This window comes from Rhodovulum sp. P5, assembly GCF_002079305.1.
Lineage (GTDB): Bacteria > Pseudomonadota > Alphaproteobacteria > Rhodobacterales > Rhodobacteraceae > Rhodovulum.
On sequence record NZ_CP015039.1, the window covers coordinates 562,003 to 584,718 of the forward strand.

The 22,716-nt window shown below is 64.1% G+C and carries 23 protein-coding genes and 1 pseudogene; 8 read left to right on the top strand and 16 right to left on the bottom strand.

Going from position 1 to position 22,716, the window contains the following annotated elements:
* The first annotated feature begins 107 nt into the window (after positions 1 to 107).
* The gene (locus RGUI_RS02740; RefSeq protein ID WP_172841065.1) at positions 108 to 950 is read left to right on the top strand and encodes a universal stress protein; all 843 of its coding nucleotides are present in this window, start codon (positions 108 to 110) and stop codon (positions 948 to 950) included.
* 116 nt (positions 951 to 1,066) lie between these two features.
* Here RGUI_RS02740 and RGUI_RS02745 read toward each other — a convergent pair whose 3' ends face one another.
* Complete coding sequence (locus RGUI_RS02745; protein ID WP_081531650.1) at positions 1,067 to 1,840, bottom strand: VPLPA-CTERM sorting domain-containing protein; 774 nt, start codon at positions 1,838 to 1,840, stop codon at positions 1,067 to 1,069.
* Between the two features lie 384 nt (positions 1,841 to 2,224).
* Between RGUI_RS02745 and RGUI_RS02750 the strand changes: the two genes are divergently transcribed.
* Entirely contained in the window at positions 2,225 to 2,503 is a 279-nt protein-coding gene (locus RGUI_RS02750) for a hypothetical protein (RefSeq protein WP_156882844.1), read from the top strand.
* Positions 2,504 to 2,536: 33 nt separating this feature from the next.
* Here the strand turns inward: RGUI_RS02750 and RGUI_RS02755 are convergent, their stop codons facing one another.
* On the bottom strand, positions 2,537 to 4,144 hold the full coding sequence (locus RGUI_RS02755; protein ID WP_081531652.1) for a peptide chain release factor 3: 1,608 nt from the start codon (positions 4,142 to 4,144) through the stop codon (positions 2,537 to 2,539).
* A 55-nt stretch (positions 4,145 to 4,199) separates the two neighbouring features.
* Complete coding sequence (locus tag RGUI_RS02760) at positions 4,200 to 5,375, bottom strand: pentapeptide repeat-containing protein (protein WP_172841066.1); 1,176 nt, start codon at positions 5,373 to 5,375, stop codon at positions 4,200 to 4,202.
* Positions 5,376 to 5,522: 147 nt separating this feature from the next.
* On the opposite strand from RGUI_RS02760, the gene RGUI_RS02765 reads away from it, so the two are divergent.
* The gene (locus RGUI_RS02765; protein ID WP_081531654.1) at positions 5,523 to 5,891 is read left to right on the top strand and encodes a nuclear transport factor 2 family protein; all 369 of its coding nucleotides are present in this window, start codon (positions 5,523 to 5,525) and stop codon (positions 5,889 to 5,891) included.
* Between the two features lie 94 nt (positions 5,892 to 5,985).
* On the opposite strand, the gene RGUI_RS02770 is transcribed toward RGUI_RS02765, so the two are convergent.
* The 6 genes from RGUI_RS02770 to RGUI_RS02795 are packed head-to-tail and all read right to left on the bottom strand — an operon-like array spanning position 5,986 to position 11,602.
* Complete coding sequence (locus RGUI_RS02770; RefSeq protein WP_081531655.1) at positions 5,986 to 7,236, bottom strand: (Fe-S)-binding protein; 1,251 nt, start codon at positions 7,234 to 7,236, stop codon at positions 5,986 to 5,988.
* A 3-nt stretch (positions 7,237 to 7,239) separates the two neighbouring features.
* Positions 7,240 to 8,979, bottom strand: a complete 1,740-nt coding sequence (locus tag RGUI_RS02775; RefSeq protein ID WP_081531656.1) for a nickel-dependent hydrogenase large subunit — start codon at positions 8,977 to 8,979, stop codon at positions 7,240 to 7,242.
* A 24-nt stretch (positions 8,980 to 9,003) separates the two neighbouring features.
* On the bottom strand, positions 9,004 to 9,663 hold the full coding sequence (locus RGUI_RS02780) for a nitrate reductase (RefSeq protein ID WP_081531657.1): 660 nt from the start codon (positions 9,661 to 9,663) through the stop codon (positions 9,004 to 9,006).
* Positions 9,660 to 10,748: a hydrogenase small subunit gene (locus RGUI_RS02785; RefSeq protein ID WP_081531658.1), complete on the bottom strand. Its 1,089-nt coding sequence runs from the start codon at positions 10,746 to 10,748 to the stop codon at positions 9,660 to 9,662. The genes RGUI_RS02780 and RGUI_RS02785 overlap by 4 nt, the downstream gene beginning before the upstream one ends.
* On the bottom strand, positions 10,735 to 11,127 hold the full coding sequence (locus tag RGUI_RS02790; protein ID WP_081531659.1) for a hydrogenase expression/formation C-terminal domain-containing protein: 393 nt from the start codon (positions 11,125 to 11,127) through the stop codon (positions 10,735 to 10,737). The genes RGUI_RS02785 and RGUI_RS02790 overlap by 14 nt, the downstream gene beginning before the upstream one ends.
* Positions 11,120 to 11,602, bottom strand: a complete 483-nt coding sequence (locus RGUI_RS02795; RefSeq protein ID WP_081531660.1) for a hydrogenase maturation protease — start codon at positions 11,600 to 11,602, stop codon at positions 11,120 to 11,122. The genes RGUI_RS02790 and RGUI_RS02795 overlap by 8 nt, the downstream gene beginning before the upstream one ends.
* A gap of 140 nt (positions 11,603 to 11,742) precedes the next feature.
* Between RGUI_RS02795 and RGUI_RS02800 the strand changes: the two genes are divergently transcribed.
* Entirely contained in the window at positions 11,743 to 11,979 is a 237-nt protein-coding gene (locus tag RGUI_RS02800; RefSeq protein WP_256387890.1) for a HypC/HybG/HupF family hydrogenase formation chaperone, read from the top strand.
* Positions 11,980 to 12,081: 102 nt separating this feature from the next.
* Here the strand turns inward: RGUI_RS02800 and RGUI_RS02805 are convergent, their stop codons facing one another.
* Together RGUI_RS02805 and RGUI_RS02810 are read right to left on the bottom strand one after the other, a co-directional pair.
* A complete protein-coding gene (locus tag RGUI_RS02805) occupies positions 12,082 to 12,861 on the bottom strand; it encodes a Bax inhibitor-1/YccA family protein (RefSeq protein WP_081531662.1) in 780 nt (259 codons plus the stop codon).
* 151 nt (positions 12,862 to 13,012) lie between these two features.
* Positions 13,013 to 13,228 (bottom strand): DUF1127 domain-containing protein, encoded by a 216-nt coding sequence (locus tag RGUI_RS02810; RefSeq protein WP_081531663.1) that lies wholly within the window; start codon positions 13,226 to 13,228, stop codon positions 13,013 to 13,015.
* Between the two features lie 125 nt (positions 13,229 to 13,353).
* Here RGUI_RS02810 and RGUI_RS02815 point away from each other — a divergent pair, with 125 nt between their 5' ends.
* The gene (locus RGUI_RS02815; protein WP_081531664.1) at positions 13,354 to 14,208 is read left to right on the top strand and encodes a LysR family transcriptional regulator; all 855 of its coding nucleotides are present in this window, start codon (positions 13,354 to 13,356) and stop codon (positions 14,206 to 14,208) included.
* Positions 14,209 to 14,228: 20 nt separating this feature from the next.
* Here RGUI_RS02815 and RGUI_RS02820 read toward each other — a convergent pair whose 3' ends face one another.
* Positions 14,229 to 15,203 (bottom strand): NADPH:quinone oxidoreductase family protein, encoded by a 975-nt coding sequence (locus RGUI_RS02820; RefSeq protein ID WP_081531665.1) that lies wholly within the window; start codon positions 15,201 to 15,203, stop codon positions 14,229 to 14,231.
* A 344-nt stretch (positions 15,204 to 15,547) separates the two neighbouring features.
* On the opposite strand from RGUI_RS02820, the pseudogene RGUI_RS02825 reads away from it, so the two are divergent.
* The 3 genes and pseudogenes from RGUI_RS02825 (at position 15,548) to RGUI_RS02835 (ending at position 18,150) form a co-directional block, all read left to right on the top strand.
* A pseudogene (locus RGUI_RS02825) lies at positions 15,548 to 15,915 on the top strand (helix-turn-helix domain-containing protein).
* Positions 15,916 to 16,005: 90 nt separating this feature from the next.
* A complete protein-coding gene (locus tag RGUI_RS02830; RefSeq protein WP_081531666.1) occupies positions 16,006 to 16,806 on the top strand; it encodes an inositol monophosphatase family protein in 801 nt (266 codons plus the stop codon).
* A 3-nt stretch (positions 16,807 to 16,809) separates the two neighbouring features.
* Positions 16,810 to 18,150, top strand: a complete 1,341-nt coding sequence (locus tag RGUI_RS02835) for an 8-oxoguanine deaminase (RefSeq protein ID WP_081531667.1) — start codon at positions 16,810 to 16,812, stop codon at positions 18,148 to 18,150.
* Positions 18,151 to 18,225: 75 nt separating this feature from the next.
* Here the strand turns inward: RGUI_RS02835 and RGUI_RS02840 are convergent, their stop codons facing one another.
* The 4 genes from RGUI_RS02840 to RGUI_RS02855 form a co-directional block, all read right to left on the bottom strand.
* Positions 18,226 to 19,371, bottom strand: coding sequence for a TFIIB-type zinc finger domain-containing protein (locus RGUI_RS02840; protein ID WP_081531668.1), 1,146 nt, complete (start codon positions 19,369 to 19,371; stop codon positions 18,226 to 18,228).
* A gap of 31 nt (positions 19,372 to 19,402) precedes the next feature.
* On the bottom strand, positions 19,403 to 20,521 hold the full coding sequence (locus tag RGUI_RS02845) for an SPFH domain-containing protein (RefSeq protein ID WP_081531669.1): 1,119 nt from the start codon (positions 20,519 to 20,521) through the stop codon (positions 19,403 to 19,405).
* 62 nt (positions 20,522 to 20,583) lie between these two features.
* Positions 20,584 to 21,447, bottom strand: a complete 864-nt coding sequence (locus tag RGUI_RS02850; protein ID WP_253798808.1) for a DUF2927 domain-containing protein — start codon at positions 21,445 to 21,447, stop codon at positions 20,584 to 20,586.
* Positions 21,448 to 21,535: 88 nt separating this feature from the next.
* Positions 21,536 to 22,714 carry a toxic anion resistance protein gene (locus RGUI_RS02855; RefSeq protein WP_081531671.1) on the bottom strand — a complete coding sequence of 393 codons (1,179 nt, stop codon included), beginning with the start codon at positions 22,712 to 22,714 and terminating at the stop codon, positions 21,536 to 21,538.
* Positions 22,715 to 22,716: the final 2 nt, after the last annotated feature.

Below are 22,716 nucleotides of genomic sequence, written 5' to 3' on the forward strand. Positions count from 1 at the left end.
ACCCGATGGAAATGGCTATGCAATGTATATACGGACCTTGAACCCGACCGCTTGACAGGCCGAAGCAAGCAGGCCGATCATGTCGGGCATCTGAAGGGAGTTTGCCGGTGCCGGAAACCATTGTCGTCGCAACCGACCTGTCCCCCCGTGCCGACCGTGCCGTGCAGCGCGCCTTTCGCCTTGCGAACTGGCATGATGCCAAGCTGCTGCTTCTTTCGGTCATCGATGAAGCCCTGCCCGCCGAGATCGCGACCCAGATGGGCGAGGCCGCCGAACTGCGCCTTGCGCAATTTGCCGCCTCTGTCCCCTATTCGGGCGAGGTTTGCCACGACACCCGCGTGATCGTCGACGACCCGGCGCATGGCATCCCGGCGGTGGCTGCGGAAGCGGGGGCCGATCTTCTGGTTCTCGGCCTGCATCGGCCGCGCCCCTTCCTCGACCTGCTACGCGAAACGACGATGGAGCGGATCGTGCGGCTCTGCCCCGTTCCGGTGCTGCTGGTCCATGACCCGGTCGATCACACCTACTCCACCGTGCTGGCCGCGCTTGACTTCAGCCCCGCCTCGACCGCTGCGACAGACCTTGCCGCGACCCTCGCCCCCGAGGCCGATCTTTTCGGCGTCCATGCCCTGCATATTCCCTATCACGGCTTCATCGCGCCGGTCGGCTCCGCCGGGGCCGAGGCGCCGTTTCACCGAGAGGCGGAAGACCGCCTTTCGGCATGGCGGAAGGACTCAGCCATAGCCGCGCGTCTGAAAGACGTCACCATCGCCGAAGGCGCCGCCCATCAGGTGCTGGCCGAACGGATCGCCGCGCTGAAACCGGACCTTCTGGCGCTTGGCGCCCATGGCCGCGCAGGGGCCGCGCCCTCGATCCTCGGCAGCCTTGCCAACGACATGATCCGTGAACCACCCTGCGACGTGCTGATCGCGCGGCCCCAAAAGGTATAGATCACCGGCTGGGATCGTTTGGCGGTCGCCGTCTGAACAGCCCGGCCCACCGACCGCAAACGAAAATGGGGCGGGTCCAGGACCCGCCCCATTCAAGACGTTCAAAAGACTATGGATCAACGCGTCGCGCGACGGCGGGAGACCACCATGGCGCCCAGGCCGGTCACCAGAAGCACGCCACCCGCCGGCAGCGGGACCGGATCGGGGTTCGGGCCAACATAGCCGTCATACAGGAATTCCTGCGTGTTCAGCACAACCTGCGCTTCGTTCGCGTCGACAGAGTTGAGCCAGTCGATATCGCCGAATGCCGCAATCCGGCCAGCGCCGAGATCGGTTTCGTCCCAGCCAGCCGCCACGGCCCGGCCGGTCACATCGGACGACACCACGACGTTGCGGCCGCTGACACCCGAAATCTGACCCGGGGACGACGGAGGCCAGCCCACGGCCAGATCGGCGTCAAGGTTCCCGATGGCGTTCGCGTTGTAGGTGAAGGTGCCGGACACGTCACCAAAGCCGCCAACGGTCACATCGCCGGCCAGCAGGCTGGAATCGATGATCCGTTCCACACTGTCATTCGCCGCTTCGCAGCAGGGACGTTCAAAGGTCAGGTAAAGCCCCCCGCCATTGGCGACGAAGTCAATCAGCTGGTCTTCAAGCGCCGTCCCGTAGGACGAGTTGTAGCTGAGCGACCAGACGGTGTCGAACACGCTCAGGTCAACCGGAACGCTCGAACGGCTCACATTCGTGACCGTATCGCCCTGCCCTTCAAGGATGGTCTGCACTTCGTCCTGCGCATAGCCGCGATCGCCGAAAATCAGCACATTTGCTGCAGACGCAGCATTCGCGGTCAGGGCCAAGGCCGCGACCGCAGTCAAAGTCTTCTTGATCATAGATCTAACTCCATCTGTTTTCTGGATACAATGTACCCACCCCAGCGACAGATGCCGCCAATACGCGGCACAAGTCAGGGCCGATTTCTCGGCCTATCCCCACGTCAACGTTAACACCGGTTAAGGGGCCGGGAAACAGGAAAGTGATCGAAAATCAGCCACTTAAGGTTGCACTGTGGGGGCGGGATGCGCGCATTCGGTGAGGCCGTCGAAAACCTGATCGCAACGCGGAAGCCGGGCCTCCGTGCAGTTGGCGCACAGGACCGGGGGGCCTAACGCCTCGGAACCACCCGATCGGCTTGCGGCAGCGCCAGTGGGGAACCATGATGCCAACGCGCTTGACACAAGCCGGGATGTCTCAAGAGCGGGCCTCAGGGAGCTATCGTGAGGATTTGTCATGCGCCACTTGATTGCTTCCGCTATTGCGGCAGCAGTCTTTTGCTCGGCGGCGTCAGTTTCGTTGGCACCAATCCCAGTTTCCTGAACGAAGCCTTCCTTGGCTATGTCGACAACGTCTTCATCTTCGACGAAGCGCTGTCCGACAGCGACCTTGACGCCTTCCGGCTGAACGGTGGGCCGTCGCAGGTGCCGCTTCCAGTCCCCGCCGCGCTTCTGCTCTCCGGGCTGGGCGTGGTCGCGCTTGCCGGGCGGCGCCGTGCCTGAGTTTTCCCCGGCCAACCGGGCCGGGGCCGTTCGTCAGACCTGCATTTCCTTGGTCGCGGACAGCGTCAACTCCGGGTGGTCCCGCTGCACCCGGTCGATGTCCCATTGCAGCCGGGTCATGAAGACAGCATCGCCGTCATTGTCGGTGGCCATGTGCTGCTTGTTCTTCGCGGCGAAGGCATCGACCGCGGCCTTGTCCCCATGCACCCAGCGGGCAGAGGTGAACTGGGTTGGTTCGAACCGCACGGGCAGCCCGTATTCCAGTTCGATCCGGCTGGCCAGAACCTCGAATTGCAGGGCACCGACGACGCCCACGATAAAGCCCGAGCCCATCATCGGCTTGAACACCTTCGCGGCCCCTTCCTCGGCAAACTGCATCAGGGCCTTGTCCAGATGCTTGGCCTTCATCGGGTCGCCCGCGCGGCAGTTTTTCAGCAGTTCCGGCGCGAAACTCGGGATGCCGGTGACCTTCAGCGCCTCGCCCTCGGTCAGGGTGTCACCGATGCGCAACTGCCCGTGGTTGGGGATGCCGATGATATCGCCCGCCCAGGCCTCTTCCGCCAGTTCCCGGTCAGAGGCCAGGAACAGCACCGGGTTCGACACCGTCATCGGTTTCTTCGACCGCACATGGGTCAGCTTCATGCCCCGCTTGAAATGGCCCGAGGCCATACGCAGGAACGCCACCCGGTCCCGGTGCTTGGGGTCCATGTTGGCCTGCACCTTGAAGACGAAACCGGCGACCTTGTCTTCCTCGGGCGCGATCTGGCGGGGTTCGGCGGCCTGTACCTGCGGTTCCGGCCCATAGGTGCCGATCCCGTCCATCAGTTCCTTGACGCCGAAGGAGTTGATCGCCGAGCCGAACCAGATCGGGGTCATATGCCCCTCCAGCACCGATTGGGGGTCAAGCGCGGGCAACAGCTCGCGCGCCATCTCGACCTCTTCCAACAGCTTCACCAGCAGATGTTCGGGCACATGTTCGGCCAGCTTGGGGTCGTCCAGCCCCTCGATCTTGACCGACTCCGCCACCTTGTTCCGGTCGGCACGGTCCATCAGTTCCAGCCGGTTGTTCAGCATGTCGTAGCAGCCCAGGAAATCGGACCCCACACCGATGGGCCAGCTTGCCGGCGTGACGTCGATGGCCAGCATTTCCTGGATCTCGTCGATGATCTCGAACGTATCGCGGCTTTCGCGGTCCATCTTGTTGCAGAAGGTCAGAATCGGCAGGTCGCGCAACCGGCAGACCTCGAACAGTTTCTGCGTCTGGCTTTCCACGCCCTTGGCCCCGTCGATCACCATCACCGCGGCATCGACGGCGGTCAGCGTGCGATAGGTGTCTTCGCTGAAATCACTGTGGCCGGGCGTGTCGACAAGGTTGAAGCGGAACGTGCCATAGTCGAAGGACATGGCCGAGGCCGAGACCGAAATGCCCCGGTCCTTTTCCATCTGCATGAAGTCCGACCGCGTCCGCCGCGCCTCCCCCTTGGCGCGCACCTGCCCCGCCATCTGGATCGCGCCACCGTAAAGCAGGAACTTCTCGGTCAGCGTGGTCTTGCCGGCATCGGGGTGGCTGATGATGGCAAAGGTACGCCGCCGGGCAATTTCCGGCGGCAGTTGCGGGCGGTTTGTGGGCGCGTCGAGCATGGGCGCGGATATAGGGGAGCGGGCGAGGGGAGGCAATCGGGATTGGGTGGAGCCGTCAAACGGTGATGACGGGTGGGGTCGGCTGCGGAGGCGGTGGCATGCCGCCGGGAAAGGCGTGGTGCCAGATTCCCTTGACTGCGTGCAATATGGGTTCCCCACCCATCAGGATCGCACTGGTGAGAAGTGCGCCACCTGTAGCACTCGCCACCCCAACGATGATCTGTTGGGCCATCGTATCGTTTGCATTGGCGAGCGCAGTTTCCAAAGCACGTATCTGGCGTTCCAGAAAGGCGATCTTTTCTTCCAGCGCGGCAATCGTCGCGTTGCGCTGTTCAACGGCGCCGTCAAGCGCATTTGCATCGGCAACAAGCTCTCCGATCCGCTGGAAAGCCAGACCTAGGACGCGCAAGGCTTCCATCTCGGGCGGCAGTTGGTTCGGGCGACCCGCGGCCTCCATGTAGGTCTCGATGGCCAGATCGATCTGCGCTGCCGAAAACTCCGCCGAGGCGATGGCTTGCGGTCCAAGCTGGACAAGCAGCGACACTTGATCCCTGAACCGGCTGAGGTCACGAGCAGATGTTTGCTCGATAGCTTCGGCGGGTTCCATAGGTTCCGCACCTTCATACTCCGGCAGGGAATTCGCCTCTTCGCTGGTTTCGCCCTTTTCCGCTTGTTTCCAATCGGACCAGTCTTCCGGGCGGTGCAACCCCTCGGGCAGGATGGTACTCATATCACCTAGCATCGTGTTGACCTGATCTTGTGTCAGGCCTTGCGCCATGGACAAATCCGTCCGAACAATAAATGGTATGACGGTTAGGCGCTTCGGATCTTCACGTGAGCGGACATCTGCTTTAGCCAAATTCGCTTTGTCGAGCTTCGCGCCGTGTAAACGCGCACCCCTTAGATCCACCCATCCTAAGTCTGCTCCAGAAAGGTCTGCTTGCTCAAGGTCAGCGCTCATCAGGCACGCTCGTCCGAGTTTTGCACCCCTAAGGTCTGCCTTGGTCAAGGTCGCTTCTGTTAGGTCAGCTTCCATTAGGTCAGCTGACACAAGTCTTGCATCAGTCATATCAGCCTTCCATAAAGTCGTTTTTTGAAGATTGGCACCATTCAACACAGCCCCAGCCAGGTCCTCATTCCTAAGGTCTGCATCAAAACCTTCTGAGCGCCTCCGCCTATTCCACGCCTCTACGCCGTCGAGCAGCCATTTTACATGTTGCGGGTTACCCATCGCCATCCCTCCTTGACCCTTGCATGCAGGTTAGGGGCAGCCGGCGCGGCGGTAAACTCGACAGACCGCCCCGGGGACGTACCGTCTTGGCCCCGCCGCAGAATGCAGGCAGGATCACCCCACAGGGATCAGCAAACGGAGGCCCCCATGACGCTGGAAGAGATTGCCGCGGAGCTTGTTGCAGGCGTGAAGGAGAACCGGGCGAAGGAAAATCTGGAGACGCTCTATGCGCCCGACGCGGTCTCGGTCGAACCGATCGACATGGGCCAGGGGCGGGAGGCTGAGGGGCTGGACGCGATCCGGGCCAAGCATGACTGGTGGGAAGGCGCGATGGAGATGCTGGAGGCCAGCCATGACGGGCCGTTCCTGCATGCCCCCGACCGGTTTGCCGTCTACTACAAGATGAAGACGAAGGAGATCGCCACCGGCAAGGAGCACGCGATGAGCGAGGTGGGTCTTTACACCGTCGCGGACGGCAAGATCGTGCGGGAGGAGTTCTTCTACTCCGCCGACTGACCGCCCCGCGGACGAAGGTGTCGGGCGCATCCTGAACCGATATCGCCAAGGCGCCGGGCATCGCGGCCCGGCCCCCTGCCCTATGGGGCTGCGCTCAGTCCTCCGCGCCCTCCAGATGGTCGGCGATGATCTCCACAAGGCTGCCCAGCTTGCCCTGCCAGTTCAGCGCGGTCTTGCTTTCGTCCATCGTCAACCGGCAGTTCGAACAGGACGAGACCAGCATGTCGGCCCCGGTCGCCTCGGTCTGGGCGGTCTTGATGCGGAACACCTTGTGGCGCAACTCCGCCGCGCGGCCGATGGCCTGCACGCCGCCGCCGCCCCCGCAGCACCAGTTGTAATTGCCGGTCGGCGTCATTTCCCGGAAGTCTTCCGCGAAATCCTCCAGCAGATAGCGCGCATCGTCGGCCGCACCGCCGCGGCGGGAAATCTGGCAGGGGTCGTGATAGGTCATCGAGGTCTTAAACGGCGTCAGCTTCAGCTTACCGGCGCGCTTCAGGTCCGCCATGTATTCGGTGATATGGCGCACCTCGAACGGCAGGGGGCGGCCGATGGTGTTGGCGCCCGCCCAGCGCAGCACGCCATAGGCATGGCCGCATTCGGGGATGATCAGCGTCTTGATGCCCAGTTCCTCTGCCGCCTCGACCAGCCGCATGGTCATCGTCTTCGTGATATCGCCCCGCCCGGCCAGATAGCCGAAATTCGTGGCCTCATAACCCTTGGTGGAAAACGTCCAGCTGATCCCCGCATGATTCAGGATCTTCGCCATGGCCGCCAGACTGTCGGGGTATTTCATCGCCTCGACCGAGGACACGGTCAGCATGACCTCGGCGCCCGCCTTGTCGATCGGCATCTCGGTTTCGTTCTCGTCCTCCAGCCACTCCACCCGGTCGCGCAGCTTTTCAGGCGTCAGGCCCAGGGGGCTGCCGTGATCTTTCGAGTTCTGCGCGGCCTGCATCAGGTCGGCCGGCCCCAGCCCCGCCGCGACGAAGGCCTGCCGCGCCTGCCCGATGATCGAGGCGATATCGATCCCCATCGGGCAGATCGTGGTGCAGCGCCCGCACATGGTGCAACTGTCGAACAGCAGTTCTTCCCACTCGCTCAGATCCGCCTCGGTCAGCTTGGGCGTGAACAGCGACCACGGGAAACGGGCGTTGCGATGGGCCTTTGCCAGCGGGAACAGCTTGTAGGCGGGCGTGTGGCGGGGATCGCCCGTCGCCTCGTGGAAATGGCAGGCCTCGGCGCACAGCCCGCAATGCACGCAGGCGTCGAGAAAACTGACCAGATGGCCCTCCGTCTTCGAAAGGAAGACGTCGGTTGCGGCCTTGACATCAACGGGGGCGTTCATGGCTCAACTCACCTTGATCTGGACCAGCGGATCGCCGTCGGGGTCCACGACATGGACGGCACAGGCGATGCACGGGTCGAAGGAATGGATGGTGCGCTGGATTTCCAGCGGCTGGTCCGGAACGGCCAGCTTGTGTCGGTCCATCAGCGCGGCCTCATAGGCGCCGGGCTTGCCTTCGACATCGCGCGGGCCGGCATTCCACGTGGACGGCACGACCGCCTGATAATTGTCGATGGTGCCGTTCTTGATCACCACCCAATGGGCCAGCGCGCCGCGCGGCGCCTCCATGAAGCCCACGCCCTTGGCCTCAGCCGGCCATGCGGACGGGTCCCACTTGGTTTCATTGTGGACCGACAGATCGCCTGCGCGGATATTGGCGATCAGCGCGTCGTACCAGACAGTCATCTGATCGGCGATGATCTTGCTTTCCAGCGTCCGCGCCGCCGTGCGCCCCATGGTCGAGAACATCGCCTCCAGCGGCAGGTCGAGCTGCGACAGCGCCTTGCCCGCCAGATCCTTGGTCGGCTCATGCCCCTTGGCGTACAGCATCAGAACGCGGGCCAGCGGGCCCACCTCCATCACGTTGCCCTTCCAGCGGGGGCTTTTCAGCCAGGAATAGTCCTTCTCGACATCGAGATGGCTGTAGGGCGGCTTCGGCCCGGTATAGTTGAGCTTGGTCTCCCCCTCCCACGGATGCAGGCCAGCGTCCTTGCCGCCCTTGTAGTCGTACCAGCTATGGGCGACGAATTCCTGCACCTCGTCCGGCGCGGTGATGTCGACGGGGTGGATGGTGGACAAGTCGCGGTTCAGGATCGCACCGGACGGGATCAGCCAGTCGGCCGGGTCCTCCTTGCCCGTCTCGGGGAAATCGCCATAGGTCAGGAAATTGCCGACCCCCTCCCCCCGGGCGAACCAGTCCTTGTAGAAAGACGCAATCGCCAGCGTGTCGGGCACATAGACCTGATCGACGAAGGCCTGCATGTCGCGGATGACCGAGCGGATCTGTTCCAGCCCCGTCATGTTCACCGCGGTGGCCGACAACGCCCCCTGCGCCTGAAGGCTGATCGGGGACGGCGCGCCGCCCACGAGGAAATTGGGATGCGGGTTCTTGCCGCCGAAGATCGTGTGGATCTGCACGACATTGCGCTGCCATTCCAGCGCCTCAAGGTAGTGGGCCAGCGCCATCAGGTTCGCCGCCGGCGGCAGCTTGTATTCGGGATGCCCCCAATAGCCATTGGCGAAAACGCCCAACTGCCCCTGTTCGACGAAGTTGCGCACCTTGGTCTGGATGTCGCTGAAATACCCCGCCGAGGATTTCGGCCAGGAGGAGATCGATTGCGCCAGCGCCGCGGTTTCCTTCGGGTCGGCGGACAGGGCAGAGACCACATCGACCCAGTCGAGCGCGTGCAGGTGATAGAAGTGCATCACATGGTCATGCACATATTGCGCGGCGACCATCAGGTTGCGGATCAACTGCGCATTGGGCGGGATCTCATAGTCCAGCGCATCCTCCACCGCGCGGACCGAGGCGATGCCATGGACCAGCGTGCACACCCCGCAGATACGCTGGGCGAAAGCCCAGGCCTCGCGCGGGTCGCGGCCTTGCAGGATCACCTCGATCCCGCGGACCATGGTGCCCGAACTCCACGCGCCGGTGATGGTGCCGTCCGCGGCGGTCTCTGCCTCGATCCGCAGGTGACCTTCGATCCGGGTGATGGGGTCGACGACGAGTCTGTCATTCATGGGTCAGTCCCTTTCCCGCACGGCTCAGATGGAAACGCCGCGACGGCGGTAGAAGATTCCCGTCTGGCCGCGGGTGATCCAGACCAGCACGGAATGGAAAAGCTTGCCGAAAGGCAGCCAGATCAGCATCGCGGCGACCGAGAGGATATGAAGGGCCAGAAGCGTGTCGTAGCGGACGAACAAGTGCGATTGCGCCATCAGCCCGGTCAGAACCGGCAGCATCGTCAGCAGCCAACTGACATAGTCGTCGATCCCGGACAAAAGCCGCAGCACCGGGCTGGCCACCCGCCGCACCAGCGCGGCGACCAGAGAGGCCAGCGTGATGACCGACACGACGGTGACGAAACCCGTCGGCAGGCCGGGCCATGCAAAGCCGAACAGCCCCTCCCACACAAGGATATGCTGGGTGAAGAAGAAGGCGATGATGAAAAGGCCGATATGGAACACATAGCCGTTCCAGACGGCAAAGCGCGGCGCAGCGCCAAGGCCCTTGGCAATCTTCATATGCGACACGATCCCGGCGGCGGCGGCCTGTATGCGCCAAGGTGCGCGCTCGCGGGGCTTGGACCGGTCGCGAAGGCGCGGCAGAAGCAGCAGCGCCACCAGGCGCCAGACGACACCGGCCAGAAAGACCGCGATGGCCACGTTCATCGCCGGTCCGCGGGCGAAATCCAGAAGTGTCATTCCTGCGTCCCCTCTTTTGCCTTTTGAACCGACGCCTCGGCCGCGGCCTTGCGCTTGCGCGCCAGCACCGCGCTGGCCGTACCCGCCGCGGCGCCGGCAACCACGGCCGCGCCGCCGACCAGCGCGGGCTTGCCCATCACCACCGCCGATAGCGGTTGATAGATCCCGCCCCTGTCCCAGAAATCGGGTTCGGAACAGCCAATGCAGCCATGCCCCGACTGGATCGGGAAGCTGGTGCCGCCGTTCCATTTCAGCGTTGCACAGGCGTTCCACGTCACCGGCCCCTTGCAACCCAGTTCATAAAGGCACCAGCCCTTTCGCGCACCCTCGTCATCGAAGGCCTTGGCGAACTTGCCCTGGTCGTAGAATGTCCGGCGGTAACAGCGGTCGTGGATGGAATCCCCGAAGAAGGCAAGCGGCCGGTTCAGATGGTCGAGGTCCGGCAGCTTTCCGAAGGTCACGAAATAGGCCACGGTCCCGGCGATGGCCTCTGGGATCGGGGGACAGCCGGGGATGTTGACCACGGGCTTGTCCTTGACGATGTCGGCAATGGCCTTGGCCCCGGTGGGGTTCGGGTCGGCCATCGGCAGGCCGCCATAAGCCGCGCAGGTCCCGACACCGATCACCGCCGCAGCATCGGCGGCGAGGTCTTTCAGCGTGGCAAGGTTCGTCTTGCCCGCATTGGTCGAATAAGCGCCCTCCAGCCCCGTTGCGACGGAACCGTCCACGACCAGCACGTATTTGCCCCTGTTTTCCTCTCGCGACGCCTCCAGCGCCGCTTCCGCCGGTGCGCCGGAGGCCGCCATCAGCGTCTCGTGATAGTCGAGCGAGATCAGATCGAAGATCAGGTCTTCCAGCGTGGGGCTGAAGGAGCGCGTCAGGCTTTCGGTGCAGCCGGTGCATTCCTGAAAGCTGAGCCAGATCACCGGCTGGCGGGGTTGTCCGGCCAAGGTTTCGGCCATCACGCGCGAGGCCGTCGGCGGCAGCGCCATCAGGCTGGCCAGCCACGCGGTATAGCGCAAGAGCGCCCGGCGCGAGATCCCGCGGCGGGCAAGCCCCTCGCCGATGGTTTCATGATGTGACATGGGTCTCCTCCCCCTCGGACAGGGCGTTCAGCGTGGCGGCCAGCCGCGCGGATGCGGCGGCGATGTCGGCCGGTGCGGCGGCCAACGCCTCTGGCACCGTGGCAATCTCAAGACGTTCGGTCAGCAGGCGGTCCCCCGCCCCCAGATGCCGCACCCACCAGAGCCCGGGATAGGCGGTTTCCGCCACTTCTGACCGGCCGCCGGACTGAATGGTGGCCGTCACCTCCCCCCGGCCAAGCGTCGCCTCAAGCCGTTCGCGGCCCTGGGGCGTGATCGGCAGACTGCGCAGGTCGATTGCGGCGGGTTCACCGGTAAGGGCAAGGTGGTCCAGATGCCGGGCGAGTTCGGCCAGAAGGCTGAGGACCACCGGGTCAGGCATCGGTCAAACTCCATGTCCGGTGAAGGTGCATAACCGCATCGACGGCAAGGGGCACCGCCGCGGCGACCTCCGGTGTCGGCTCAAGCCCCCATTCCGTCGAAACGGGCTGAATGGCGACCAGCGCCCGGTGCGCGGGCAAGGCCCCCGTCAGGCGTGCGGCATCCAAGAGATCGGCCAGTGCCACCTCATGTGCAGAGCGTTTGGTGCCGCGGAGCATCGCATCCATCGCGACGCCCTCAAACACACGCAACTCTCCGGGCGCAGCGCCCATGTTGCAGGCATCGACAGCAATCAGCGCCGCGGCGGCAGCGACCTCGCCCAGCAGGGCAAGACCGATGGTGCCGCCATCGCATAAAAGAATGTCCGGGGGCAGGTCACGCGCCCGAACCGCGTCAAGCACATGCAGCCCGACCCCGTCATCGGACAGCAGGCTGTTGCCAACCCCCAGCACAAGCGTGGACCGTTCTCCCGACATCGCTGTTGCGACCCCTCCCGTCGACAGCCTTACAGTCAGCATCCGCGCAGGTTGCCGCGCAAACCTTGATGCAGGTCAAGGACGGCGCGACTTGTGCCCGCACAGAAAATACCAGTTCCAGGGGGGAAGCTGGCATGTGCATGGGGATTCCGATGCGTGTGGTGAAGGTCGACGGCCTGACCGCAAAGTGCGAGGCAAAGGGAATCTGCCGGGATGTCTCGCTCTGGATGCTTCAGCACGAGACCGTCGCGCCCGGGGACCACCTGCTGACCCATCTCGACAATGCCGTTCGAAAAATCACGGAAGACGAGGCGCGGGAAACCTGGGCGCTGCTGGATCTTGTGCTAACCGCATCGGGCCCGGCCCAACCGGCTTAGGCCCTGCGAAACGCCTGACCCACTTGCCCCGCGGAAAAGAAAAGCCCCGCCAAGGCAGATGCCTGGCGGGGCCGGTCTTGCGTCAGGTCGCTGTAAGAGCGATCACTCCCGGTTGCCGAGGAACTGCAACAGGAACATGAACAGGTTGATGAAGTCGAGATAGAGGTTCAGCGCCCCCATGATCGCCGACTTGCCCAACCATTCGCTATCGGCCATCTGCGCGTGCTGGATGTAGTCCGTCTTGATCCGCTGCGTGTCGTAGGCGGTCAGGCCCGCGAAGATCAGCACGCCGAGGATCGACACCGCGAACATGACCGCAGGCGACTGCAGGAAGATGTTCACGATGGACGCCACGACCAGACCGATCACGCCCATGATCAGGAACGACCCCCAGCCGGAGATGTCCTTCTTGGTGGTGTACCCCCAAAGCGACAGGCCCGCGAACGCGATCGCCGTGATCAGGAAGGTCTGCACGATCGAAATGCCGGTGAACACCAGGAAGATCGAGCTGAGCGACAGACCCATGACGGCCGCGAACACGTAGAACACGGTTTGCGCGGTCGAGGCCGACATGCGGTTGATGCCGGCGCTGAAGCCGAACACGAACAGCAGCGGCGCGAACATGATCAGCCATTTCAGCGGCGATGCATAAAGCGCCTGACCCAGCCCGGTCAGGTATTTGTCAGCACTGATTTGCGCGACGGCGCCGGTGGGGTCGGTCGTTACCGCAAGGCCCGAAATCGCCCAGGCCGCGGCCGCGGTCACCAGAAGGCCCACCGACATGGTGCCGTAGACCTTGTTCATGTGGGCGCGAAGGCCCTCGTCGATCTGCGCGGTGCGGACACCTGCCTGACCGGCGCGGATCGTGTTGTAGTCAGCCATTGACTGCCTCCTGTTTGGTCCAATACCGGCGGCAGCATGAGAAAACGCCCCGCCATTGCCGGGAAATATCGGCAACAGGGGGCGTCATTTCAAGGCATTCCCACGCGAAAACGCAGCATTTCGTTAAGGTTTCGGCCAGCGCCTTGGCGCTTTAGCGCAACCAGCTTGACGGAACATCCCAGACCGGACGGCGCGCCTCGGCAAGGGCGTCTTCGGGCGTCAGACCGATATCGCGCAGCAAGGCCGGATCAAGGGTTGCAAGCCTGCGGCGCTGCTCTGCCGCGCGCAGGCCCAAGGCAATCCGGCGGACCAGTTGAACGGGCGAAACGCCGGAACGAAGATGGGGGACTGTCGAAATATGGGTCATGGCGACACCTTGTTAACCATTGGTGATGTGATGCGCGTCAGGCATCACGCTTCTTGATACTTATGCCGAAACCTGCTTCATTCTTCAAACGAATGATCGTTATCAATTGAATCAGGAATCGTGATGTGCCTCGCAACCTGGACATGACCGCGCTCCGCTCTTTCGTGGCGGTGGCAGAGGCTGGCGGCGTGACCCGCGCCGCGGGATATCTGAACCTGACGCAGTCGGCGGTGTCGATGCAGTTGAAACGGCTGGAACAGGCGCTCGATCTGCAGTTGTTCGACCGGTCCGAACGCCGGATTCGGCTGACGGCATCCGGGGACCAGCTCCTGGCCTATGCCCGGCGGATTCTGGCCCTGAATGACGAGGTCTATGCCCGCATGACCGCGCAGGAATTCGAAGGCGAAGTCATCCTGGGCGTACCCCATGACATCGTCTATCCGGCGATCCCGATGGTGCTGAACAGTTTCGCGACCGATTATCCGCGGGTGCGGGTGCAGTTGCTGTCCTCCTACACCACGCGCTTGCGGGAACTGTTCGCCAAGGGCGAGGTCGACATCATCCTGACGACCGAGGACGGCTGCGGCGAAGATGGGGAGACGCTGACCGAACTGCCGCTGGTCTGGGTGGGCGCCATCGGCGGCTCGGCCTGGAAACAGCGGCCGCTGCGGCTGGCCTATGAACATGCGTGCATTTTCCGCAAGGGCGTTCAGGCCGCGCTGGACAAGGCCTGCATTCCTTGGGAAATGGCCGTGGAAAGCGACAGCATCCGCACGGTAGAGGCCAGCGTCAGCGCCGACCTCGCCGTCCATACCGTATTGGAGGGGGCGATGCCGCCTTACGTGGAGCGTATCCAGCATGGCGGCGCCCTGCCCGACCTGACCACGACCAAGATCAACCTGTATGTGTCAGACCTGTCGGCAGGACCGATTGTCGAAGAACTGGCCGAGGTGATCCGCAAGGCCTATCGCAACAGCTAGGGCCACACCCGGCCAAATCGTCAGTCGGCCGCGCCCGCCATCGTGATGACGACCTTTCCCGTCGCCTTGCGTTGGCGCAGCAGGTCCAGCCCCTCCTCCACCCGGTCGAGCGGCAGGATGTGACTGACATGGGGCGACAGGCCCCCTTCGGCATACCAGGCGAACAGCCGTTCAAGGCTGCCGGTCAGAACCTCTGGCCGGAAGGCCAGATAGCCCCCCCAGTAAAGCCCCATGACGGTCAGGTTCTTCACCAGCAGATGGTTGGCCGGGATTTGAGGAACGTCACCGCTGGCAAAGCCGATGACCAGCAGCCGCGCCTCGGGCTTGCAGGCACGCATCGCGGCCCGGAACAGGTCTCCGCCCACGGGGTCATAGACGACATCGGCGCCGCCAAGCCCCTTGACAACCGACCGCAGATCGTCGGTTTCGCTGTCTACAAGTTCATCGGCACCGGCGGCCTTCGCGACGGCCAGTTTCTCGGCGCCCCGCGCGCAGGCGATGACGCGCGCGCCCATCCGCTTGCCGATCTCGACCGCTGTCAGGCCCACACCACCGGCCGCGCCCATCACCAAAAGGGTTTCGCCTTCTTTCAGTCGGGCCTTGTGATCCAGCGCGACATGGGACGTGCCATAGGCGACCTGGAACGCCGCCGCATCGGAGAACGGCATCGCATCGGGCAAGGGCACGCAGCGACCCGCCGGAAAACAGCCATAGTCGGCCAAACCGTCCGCCCCGGCGAACACCGCGACGCGCCGCCCGGCCAGCGACGGATCGACCCCCGCGCCGATGGCATCGACCGTTCCGGCCAGTTCCATTCCCAGGGTGAAAGGCGCCGGCGGTATGTCCTGATACTTGCCTTCGATCATCAGCAGATCGGCGAAATTCAGCCCGCAGGCCGCAATGCGCACGCGGACCTCTCCCGGCCCGGGTTCGGGGACGGAGAGGTCCTGCACCACCGGCCCGGTATCCTGCGTCAAGAGTCGAAATGCCCGCATGGTGTCAGTTCCTTCGCGATTGCCGGTCGACGCGTTACCTCTCCCATCGCAGACGGTCGCGCAAGGGCGAACGCCATACGGACGAGTTTGCGAAATGCAAAACAACCGGAGGGATCGGGCTTTCGCATTTTGCGAATTTCTGTGAAGATATTCGCGCATTGCAACCAATGAGCGAGCCGCATGGGACCATTTCCTGCCACCCAAGGCACCCCGGCGGGGTTCACAGAAAATTAATTCCTTTCCTTCTTAACCGCTTGGTGAGAAACTGCAGGCGAGCAAGTCCACCCAACACAACTTGGCATGCAGTTTGCTTCACTAGCCCGTGTGATGTAAGGAGTGCACCTATGAAACACCCAGTAGATGTCCATGTGGGCAAACGTATCCGGCACCGTCGCTGGATGGTCGGCATGACGCAGCAACAGTTGGCCGAACGGGTCGGGATCAAGTTCCAGCAGATCCAGAAGTACGAGACGGGCATGAACCGTGTCAGCGCATCCCGGCTTTGGGATATCGCGGACGCACTGGGCGTTCGGGTGAGCTTTTTCTTCGAGGGCTTGACGGCAGCCACGAGGAAGCAGTTGCCGAAGGTCTGCCCGATGATCTGCTGTCGGACAAGGAAGCGCTTGAACTTGTCCGGTCTTACTATGCGATTCCGGAAAACCAGCGGCGGCGCCTGTTCGAACTGGCCCGCGTGCTGAGCGACGTGGCCTGAAAGCGGCGCTTGACGGACGGCTCCGATCAGGGCTAGCGCCCTGTCTGAAGTGCAGAACGCACTCCGTCCGTATCAAAGCCCGGAGGCCCGATGCATCTTGACGATGCCGACAGTCTGATCAGTACTGCGCACGCCCTCGCCGATGCGGCGCGTGTTTCGACGCTCGCCCATTTCCGCACCCGGGCGCTTTCCCTTCAAAACAAGTCCGGCGACGGGTTCGACCCGGTCACGCAGGCCGACCGCGAGGCGGAGGCGTCTATGCGTGGTCTGCTGGCCGAATTGCGTCCCGATGACGGAATCCTTGGCGAAGAGCTGGACGATATCGCCGGGGCGACCGGCCTGACATGGGTGATCGACCCGATCGACGGCACCCGCGGCTACATGTGCGGCACGCCGACATGGGGGGTGCTGATCGCCCTGTCCGATGAAACCGGCCCGCGGCTTGGCATCATCGACCAGCCCTATATCGGAGAGCGTTTCGTCGGCGGGCTGGGTCAGGCCAGCCTGACCGGCCCCGACGGCGTCCGGCCGCTGGAAACACGCGCGCCCCGGCCCTTGTCAGAGGCCTGCCTGTTCAGCACCTTCCCCGAGGTCGGCACGCCCGCCGAGGCCCGCGCCTTCGCCGAGTTGTCCGCCCATGTGCGGCTGACCCGTTACGGGATGGATTGCTATGCCTACGCCCTGATCGCGCTTGGCCAGATCGACCTTGTCGTCGAGGCGGGGCTTCACCCCTATGACATCCAGGCGCCGATTGCAGTGATCGAGGCCGCGGGCGGCGTGGTGACCGACTGGCAGGGCGGCCCGGCGCATCAGGGCGGCCGGGTGCTGGCTGCGGCCAACCCGCAAATCCATGCCGAGGCTTTGGCAATCCTGTCCGCTGCGGGAGATTGACCCATGAACCACGTGCTGATCCGCAATGCGGACCTGATCGTCACCATGGACGACCGGCGCAGCGAACGCGCCGGGCATGACCTGCGCCTGCGCCACGGCGTCGTGGCGGAAATCGGCCCGGACCTCGCACTGGAAGACGCCGAAATCGTGCAGGCGGAGGGCTGTCTTGTCACGCCCGGCCTGGTGAACACGCATCACCACCTGTCCCAATGCCTGACGCGCGCGGTTCCCGGCGGGCAGGACGCGCTTCTGTTCGGCTGGCTGCGTACGCTTTACCCGATATGGTCGACGTTCGGGCCCGAGGAATTTCGCGTCTCGGCGATGATCGGCCTTTCGGAACTGGCCCTGTCGGGCTGCACGATGAGTTCCGACCACCAGTACCTGTTCCCCAACGGCGCGCGGCTGGACGACACCATCGCGGCGGCGGGCGAGGTCGGCCTGCGTTTCCACGCCACCCGCGGCGCGATGAGCATCGGAGAGTCGAAAGGCGGCCTGCCCCCGGATTCCCTGACCGAGGCCGAAGACGCGATCCTTGAGGACTGCATCCGCGTGATCGACGCCTTCCACGACGACCGCGATGGGGCGATGGTGCGCGTGGGCGTCGCCCCCTGTTCCCCCTTTACCGTCAGCCAGGACCTGATGCGCGATGCCGCGCTTCTGGCCCGCGACAAGGGCGTGCGGCTGCATACCCACCTGGCCGAGAATGCCGAGGATATCGCCTATTCGCAGGAGATGTTCGGCTGCCGCCCCGGCCAGTATGCCGAGGATCTGGGCTGGACCGGCGACGATGTGTGGCACGCCCATTGCGTGAAGCTGGACGGGGCCGAGATCGATCTGTTCGCCCGGACCGGCACCGGCGTGGCGCACTGCCCCTGCTCCAATTGCCGTCTTGGGTCCGGCATCGCGCCGGTTCGGGCGATGCGGGATGCGGGCGTTCGGGTCGGGCTTGGCGTCGACGGATCGGCCAGCAATGACAGCGGCAACCTGATCGCCGAGGCGCGGCAGGCCATGCTGTTGCAGCGCGTCGCCAACGGCGCCAATGCGATGAGCGCGCGCGAGGCGCTGGAGATCGCGACCCGCGGCGGTGCCGATGTACTGGGCCGTCCCGATTGCGGGCGGCTGATGGTGGGCAAGCGGGCCGATGTCGCGATCTGGGACATGCGCGGGATCGAGGCCGCCGGGCTTTGGGACAAGGCCGCGATCCTGCTGGCCGGGCCGACCCGGGTGCGCGATCTGTTCGTTGAGGGGCGGCAGATCGTCCGCGACGGCCATCTCAAGACACTGGATCTGCCGCGTGTCATCGAAACCCAGAACCGCATCGCCCGCAGGCTTGCCGGGGGCTGATAGCCCTTGTCAGCGCCCGGTTCTTCGGCGCAGACCGGAGACCTGCAGATCGGTCCGGCTCGATAGCCTTTGGTATCAGTACCGGTATGGCTGAAAGTCGACGACCTGACCGTTCTGGCTGATCGCCACCAGATAGCCAATCGCCCCGGCCGCCAGCGCGGCCAGCACCGCGGCCAGCAGGATCTTCCAGACCGACCAAGGGCGTTCGCCCTGCACCCGCCCCGTCCGCCCGTTGACCACGAAGCGATAGGTGCGCCCGCGATACTTGTAGGCCGCCAGCCAGACCGGCAGCAGGACATGCTTGAAGGTGACGCTTGAGATATCGGTATCGAGCGACGTGATCTGCTGCTGGTCCCCGCCGATGTCGAATTTCACGTCGCGCCGGATCACCCGGTCCATATAGGCCCGCGCCTCCCGAAACCCGTCCTCCAGCCCGACGGTGTAGCCCTCTGCCCGGAACCCGGCCAAAAACTCCGGCCGGTAGGGGTCGAGTTCGGACAGGTCCCAAGGCTGCAACCCGTCGGTAAAGCGTTTGGGCAGGCTGTGCGAGGCCAGAACCAGAACATCGTCGAAGAACCGCGCCACCCGGCCCGACACCGGCGTCCAGCGCACCTTGGGCACCTGGATGGTCTGTGTCTTGCCGTCCCGGATCACCCGCCGGGTTTCATAATAGACCGTCCCCCGCGCCCCGGAATAGCGCGACCGGGTATCGGCATCGAAGGTCCAGTAGGGCACATAGATGCCGTCCATCTTGCGGCCCTTCCGGGCATATTGCTTCAACCCGTTCGGTGCGAACCACAGACGGCCCAGCCAGTCGGTCATCGCCTTGTGGGCGTCGCGTTCTTCCAGCGCGAAGGGCAGAACGCCCTTGGGCTTGATCCGGCGTTGGCGACCGGTGTCGGTGACCACCGGCGTCGCGCAGAACGGGCATTCGGTGGCATGGGCATCCGGGCCCATCTCGACCTCGGCCCCGCAATTGGGGCATTTCAGGTGCCGGACCTCCTGCATCTCGGCGCCCGGCAAATCGGCCGCCAGACCGGCCTGAAAATCCAGTTCCGCAACGCTGCCCCTCCAGGGGCCGGCCATCTCGATCGCCTCGGTATGGCCGCAATGATCGCAGACCAGCCGGGCAGAGCCCGGGGCAAACCGCAGATCCGCACCGCATTGTTCGCAGGGGAACCGATGTTCTTGCGGCGCAATCGGGGGCACGGTGTCAGGCATGGGCACAGGCGAAACAAGGCATCAGTCGCGCTTACGCATCATGCGGCGGGGGCGGTGGCAGAACGGTGAAAAGCTGCGCCAGTTCGGCCACGTCCTCGGCCCGCTTCCAGCCATCCTGCCCCGGTGTCCAGACATAGGTTTCGCGGCCCACCGCCCCTTCGGACGCCATACGCCCCAGATCGGCGCGAGAGAATGGCCCGCGCGTCGCGCCATTCTCGGCGATGTGCCACACATGTTCCACCGGCGGCGGGGGCGGCATCTGCCGGGCGGACGCAACCGCAGGCGCCGCCCCCCACGGCCCGTGATGGCCCATGTTATGCGCCATCGCCATTCCCATGCCCGCGCCCAGACCCGCCGCCATGCCACCGCCCGCGGGGTTCTTGGCCGCCTCGGTCATCGCCTCGGCCGCGGAATACTGGGTGTAGCGGCCCAGATCGCCCGCCAGCCCCATCGAGGTGCGCTTGTCCAGCGCCGCCTCCACCGCGGGCGGCAGGCTGATGTTCTCGATATAGAATTCCGGCAGGGTCAGCCCGTACCCGTCCAGCGTTTTCGACACCTCGGTCGCAATCAGCTTGCCCAGATCGGCGGTGTTCGCCGCCATGTCCAGCACCGGGATGCCCGATCCTGCGATCACCCGGGAAAATTCCTGCACGATGACGTTGCGGATCTGAAAGCTGATCTCGTCCATCGTGAATTCGCCATCGGTGCCCACGATCTCCACCAGGAATGTCGCGGGGTCGGTCACACGCACGGCATAGGTTCCGAAGGCACGGATGCGCGTCGGCCCGAATTCGGGGTCGCGCAACATGATCGGGTTCTTGGTGCCCCATTTCAGATCGGTAAAGCGGGTGGTGTTGACGAAGTAGATTTCCGACTTGAAGGGCGATTTGAACCCGTGATCCCAGTGCTGGAGCGTCGTCAGCACCGGCATGTTGTTGGTTTCCAGCATGTAAAGACCGGGGGTGAAGACGTCGGCCAGTTGCCCCTCATGCACGAAGACGGCCGCCTGCCCCTCTCGCACGGTCAGCTTGGCACCGTACTTGATCTCGTGCCCCTCACGCTCGAACCGCCAGACCATGGTGTCGCGGGTGTCGTCGACCCAGTGGATGACGTCGATGAACTCACCGGAAAGGAAATCGAAAATGCCCATATGGCCCGTCCTCCGTTCGCAACACTCTGACTATAGGCGACCGAACGCCATCCGGTCACCGGTTACCCGCTTTCCTCCGGCATCAACTCTGCCGCGATGGTCTCCACGATCGGGCGCGCCTCGTCCTCGGTCATGCCGGGGCTAAGCCGCCGGTCGTAAAGGATGCGTAAAAGCATCTCGTCATGGCCAGTCAGCAGTGCGAATTCCTCATCGTCGTTGAAGATCGAGGGCCGGGCTGCCGGGCTGTCATTGGCCAGCCCCATGCCCTGGGCCAGTTCCTCGTGAATGCAGGACTGGCGCAAGCGTTCCGGATGTTCGCCGCGGATCACGGCGATGGCGCGGGAATAGGTGCTGGACGAGCCTTCGGAAAAGGCCAGGACAAGGCAGAAGGTCGACCGCGGCACATCCGTCACCGTGCGAATACCCGTGGCGTCGATCCCCGGCACCAGCCGTTCAAGCTCTGGCCCGAACGCGCGGCGCTCGTCCTCGTTCATCACCAGAACAAGATAGTTCGCATGATCGGCATCGGTCATGCGGATCGGAAGCCCCGTGAGCGCGGACAACCGGCTGGCATAGGCTGCAATATCGGCCCGGTCCGCCTTGCGACGGGACGCGGGGATGGTATCGCCGAAAACCAGCCCGATCCGGATCGGCTGGCCCCATCGGCGCAGGCGGCTTTTGGTTTCGCGGGCGACCAGTTGCCCCGAGCGCGGCACATACTCGTCATAAAGAGCGATCCGCAGGAAATTGCGCACCAGTGTCCGGCGCGAGAAGGGCACATCGTCCAGGCCGGAATCGGTCCGCAGCAGCCCACGGCTGACGAGGTCGGCCTCGACACGGGCATAGTGCCGGGCCAATGCCTCGCTTTCCGCCGAACTGCGGGCCGGTCTTTCGGCCGGATGCGCCGCCGACGGAAGATAGGTCACCGCGCGCGTCGATGTCTGGCAGCCGGCAAGGGCAGACGCCACCAGTATCAACGCAAACAGGGCTCGGGGTGCGGGTTGCACGGTCTTGTCACGCCCCCGGCACAGACCCGCCGGCCTGGGCCCGGGATTTGGCTGCGGCAAGCGTGTCGCGCAATTCGGCCTCCATCTTCCTCAGGTCCTGTTCGGCCTTGGCGCGGCGCGCCTTGCCCTCATCCGCGATCTGCAGGCTTTCCTCGATCGTCGCGACCAGTTCGGCGTTGGCCTTCTTCACCGCCTCGATGTCGAAGACGCCGCGCTCCATCTCCTGGCGCACCGTCTTGTTGGCGGTGCGCAGGTTCGTGGCGTTCGCGGTCAGCAGTTCATTGGTCAGATCCGACGCCGCGCGCACCGCTTCTGCGGCCTCTTTGGACCGCTGGATGGTCACCGCCTGGGCCAGTTGCGTTTCCCAAAGCGGCACGGTGTTGACCAGCGTGGAGTTGATCTTGGTCACCAGCGACTTGTCGTTCTCCTGCACCAACCGGATCGAGGGCAGCGATTGCATCGTCACCTGACGGGTCAGTTTCAGATCGTGCACCCGGCGTTCCAGATCGTCCCGCGCCGCGCGCAGGTCGCGCAGTTCCTGCGCCTTCATCACCTGATCGTTTTCATCGGCCGCATCGACGGCAGCCTGACACGCGGGGATCTCTGTCTCGTCGATATCCTTCAGCTTGCGTTCGCCAGCCGCGATATACAGCGCAAGCTCGTCATAGAAATTCAGTGTCTTTTCATAGAGTTTATCGAGCGACTTGATGTCTTTCATCAAGGTGTGCTCATGGGTCAGAAGCCTGTCGGTAATGCCGTCGATCTGCCCCTGCACCGTTTCATAGCGCGCCACGAAACTGGCAAAGGGCGCGGTCTTGCCCATCAGCTTTTCCCACCAGCTTTGGTCGCGGCGAACATCCAGTTCCGACACCGAGAACCCGCGGATCGTCGTCACCATCTCGCGCAGGGAGTCGCCCGCCGGACCGGCATCCTTGTTGCGCACATCGGCCAGCATGGCCTGGCTGATCTCCTGCAACTCTCCTTGGGCGGCCGACCCGAACCGGATGATCGAATTGCTGTCGGTGATGTCGAGTTCACCCATCCGCTTGCGGATCTCGTCAGCCATTTGCGGCTCCGCCGCCTCCAACGGGACCAGATCGCCCGCGGGTTCGGGCAACAGCGCGGCACTCAACTTTTCGACCTCGGCAACATCGGCGGCGGCCTTCCGGCGCACTTCATCGGGCATTG

Bases quoted from the DNA above. Each gene is read 5' to 3' on its own strand.
- RGUI_RS02745 (WP_081531650.1), bottom strand. From the start codon at position 1,840: ATGATCAAGAAGACTTTGACTGCGGTCGCGGCCTTGGCCCTGACCGCG.
- RGUI_RS02755 (WP_081531652.1), bottom strand. From the start codon at position 4,144: ATGCTCGACGCGCCCACAAACCGCCCGCAACTGCCGCCGGAAATTGCC.
- RGUI_RS02760 (WP_172841066.1), bottom strand. From the start codon at position 5,375: ATGGGTAACCCGCAACATGTAAAATGGCTGCTCGACGGCGTAGAGGCG.
- RGUI_RS02765 (WP_081531654.1), top strand. From the start codon at position 5,523: ATGACGCTGGAAGAGATTGCCGCGGAGCTTGTTGCAGGCGTGAAGGAG.
- RGUI_RS02770 (WP_081531655.1), bottom strand. From the start codon at position 7,236: ATGAACGCCCCCGTTGATGTCAAGGCCGCAACCGACGTCTTCCTTTCG.
- RGUI_RS02775 (WP_081531656.1), bottom strand. From the start codon at position 8,979: ATGAATGACAGACTCGTCGTCGACCCCATCACCCGGATCGAAGGTCAC.
- RGUI_RS02780 (WP_081531657.1), bottom strand. From the start codon at position 9,663: ATGACACTTCTGGATTTCGCCCGCGGACCGGCGATGAACGTGGCCATC.
- RGUI_RS02785 (WP_081531658.1), bottom strand. From the start codon at position 10,748: ATGTCACATCATGAAACCATCGGCGAGGGGCTTGCCCGCCGCGGGATC.
- RGUI_RS02790 (WP_081531659.1), bottom strand. From the start codon at position 11,127: ATGCCTGACCCGGTGGTCCTCAGCCTTCTGGCCGAACTCGCCCGGCAT.
- RGUI_RS02795 (WP_081531660.1), bottom strand. From the start codon at position 11,602: ATGTCGGGAGAACGGTCCACGCTTGTGCTGGGGGTTGGCAACAGCCTG.
- RGUI_RS02800 (WP_256387890.1), top strand. From the start codon at position 11,743: ATGGGGATTCCGATGCGTGTGGTGAAGGTCGACGGCCTGACCGCAAAG.
- RGUI_RS02805 (WP_081531662.1), bottom strand. From the start codon at position 12,861: ATGGCTGACTACAACACGATCCGCGCCGGTCAGGCAGGTGTCCGCACC.
- RGUI_RS02810 (WP_081531663.1), bottom strand. From the start codon at position 13,228: ATGACCCATATTTCGACAGTCCCCCATCTTCGTTCCGGCGTTTCGCCC.
- RGUI_RS02820 (WP_081531665.1), bottom strand. From the start codon at position 15,203: ATGCGGGCATTTCGACTCTTGACGCAGGATACCGGGCCGGTGGTGCAG.
- RGUI_RS02830 (WP_081531666.1), top strand. From the start codon at position 16,006: ATGCATCTTGACGATGCCGACAGTCTGATCAGTACTGCGCACGCCCTC.
- RGUI_RS02835 (WP_081531667.1), top strand. From the start codon at position 16,810: ATGAACCACGTGCTGATCCGCAATGCGGACCTGATCGTCACCATGGAC.
- RGUI_RS02840 (WP_081531668.1), bottom strand. From the start codon at position 19,371: ATGCCTGACACCGTGCCCCCGATTGCGCCGCAAGAACATCGGTTCCCC.
- RGUI_RS02845 (WP_081531669.1), bottom strand. From the start codon at position 20,521: ATGGGCATTTTCGATTTCCTTTCCGGTGAGTTCATCGACGTCATCCAC.
- RGUI_RS02855 (WP_081531671.1), bottom strand. From the start codon at position 22,714: ATGCCCGATGAAGTGCGCCGGAAGGCCGCCGCCGATGTTGCCGAGGTC.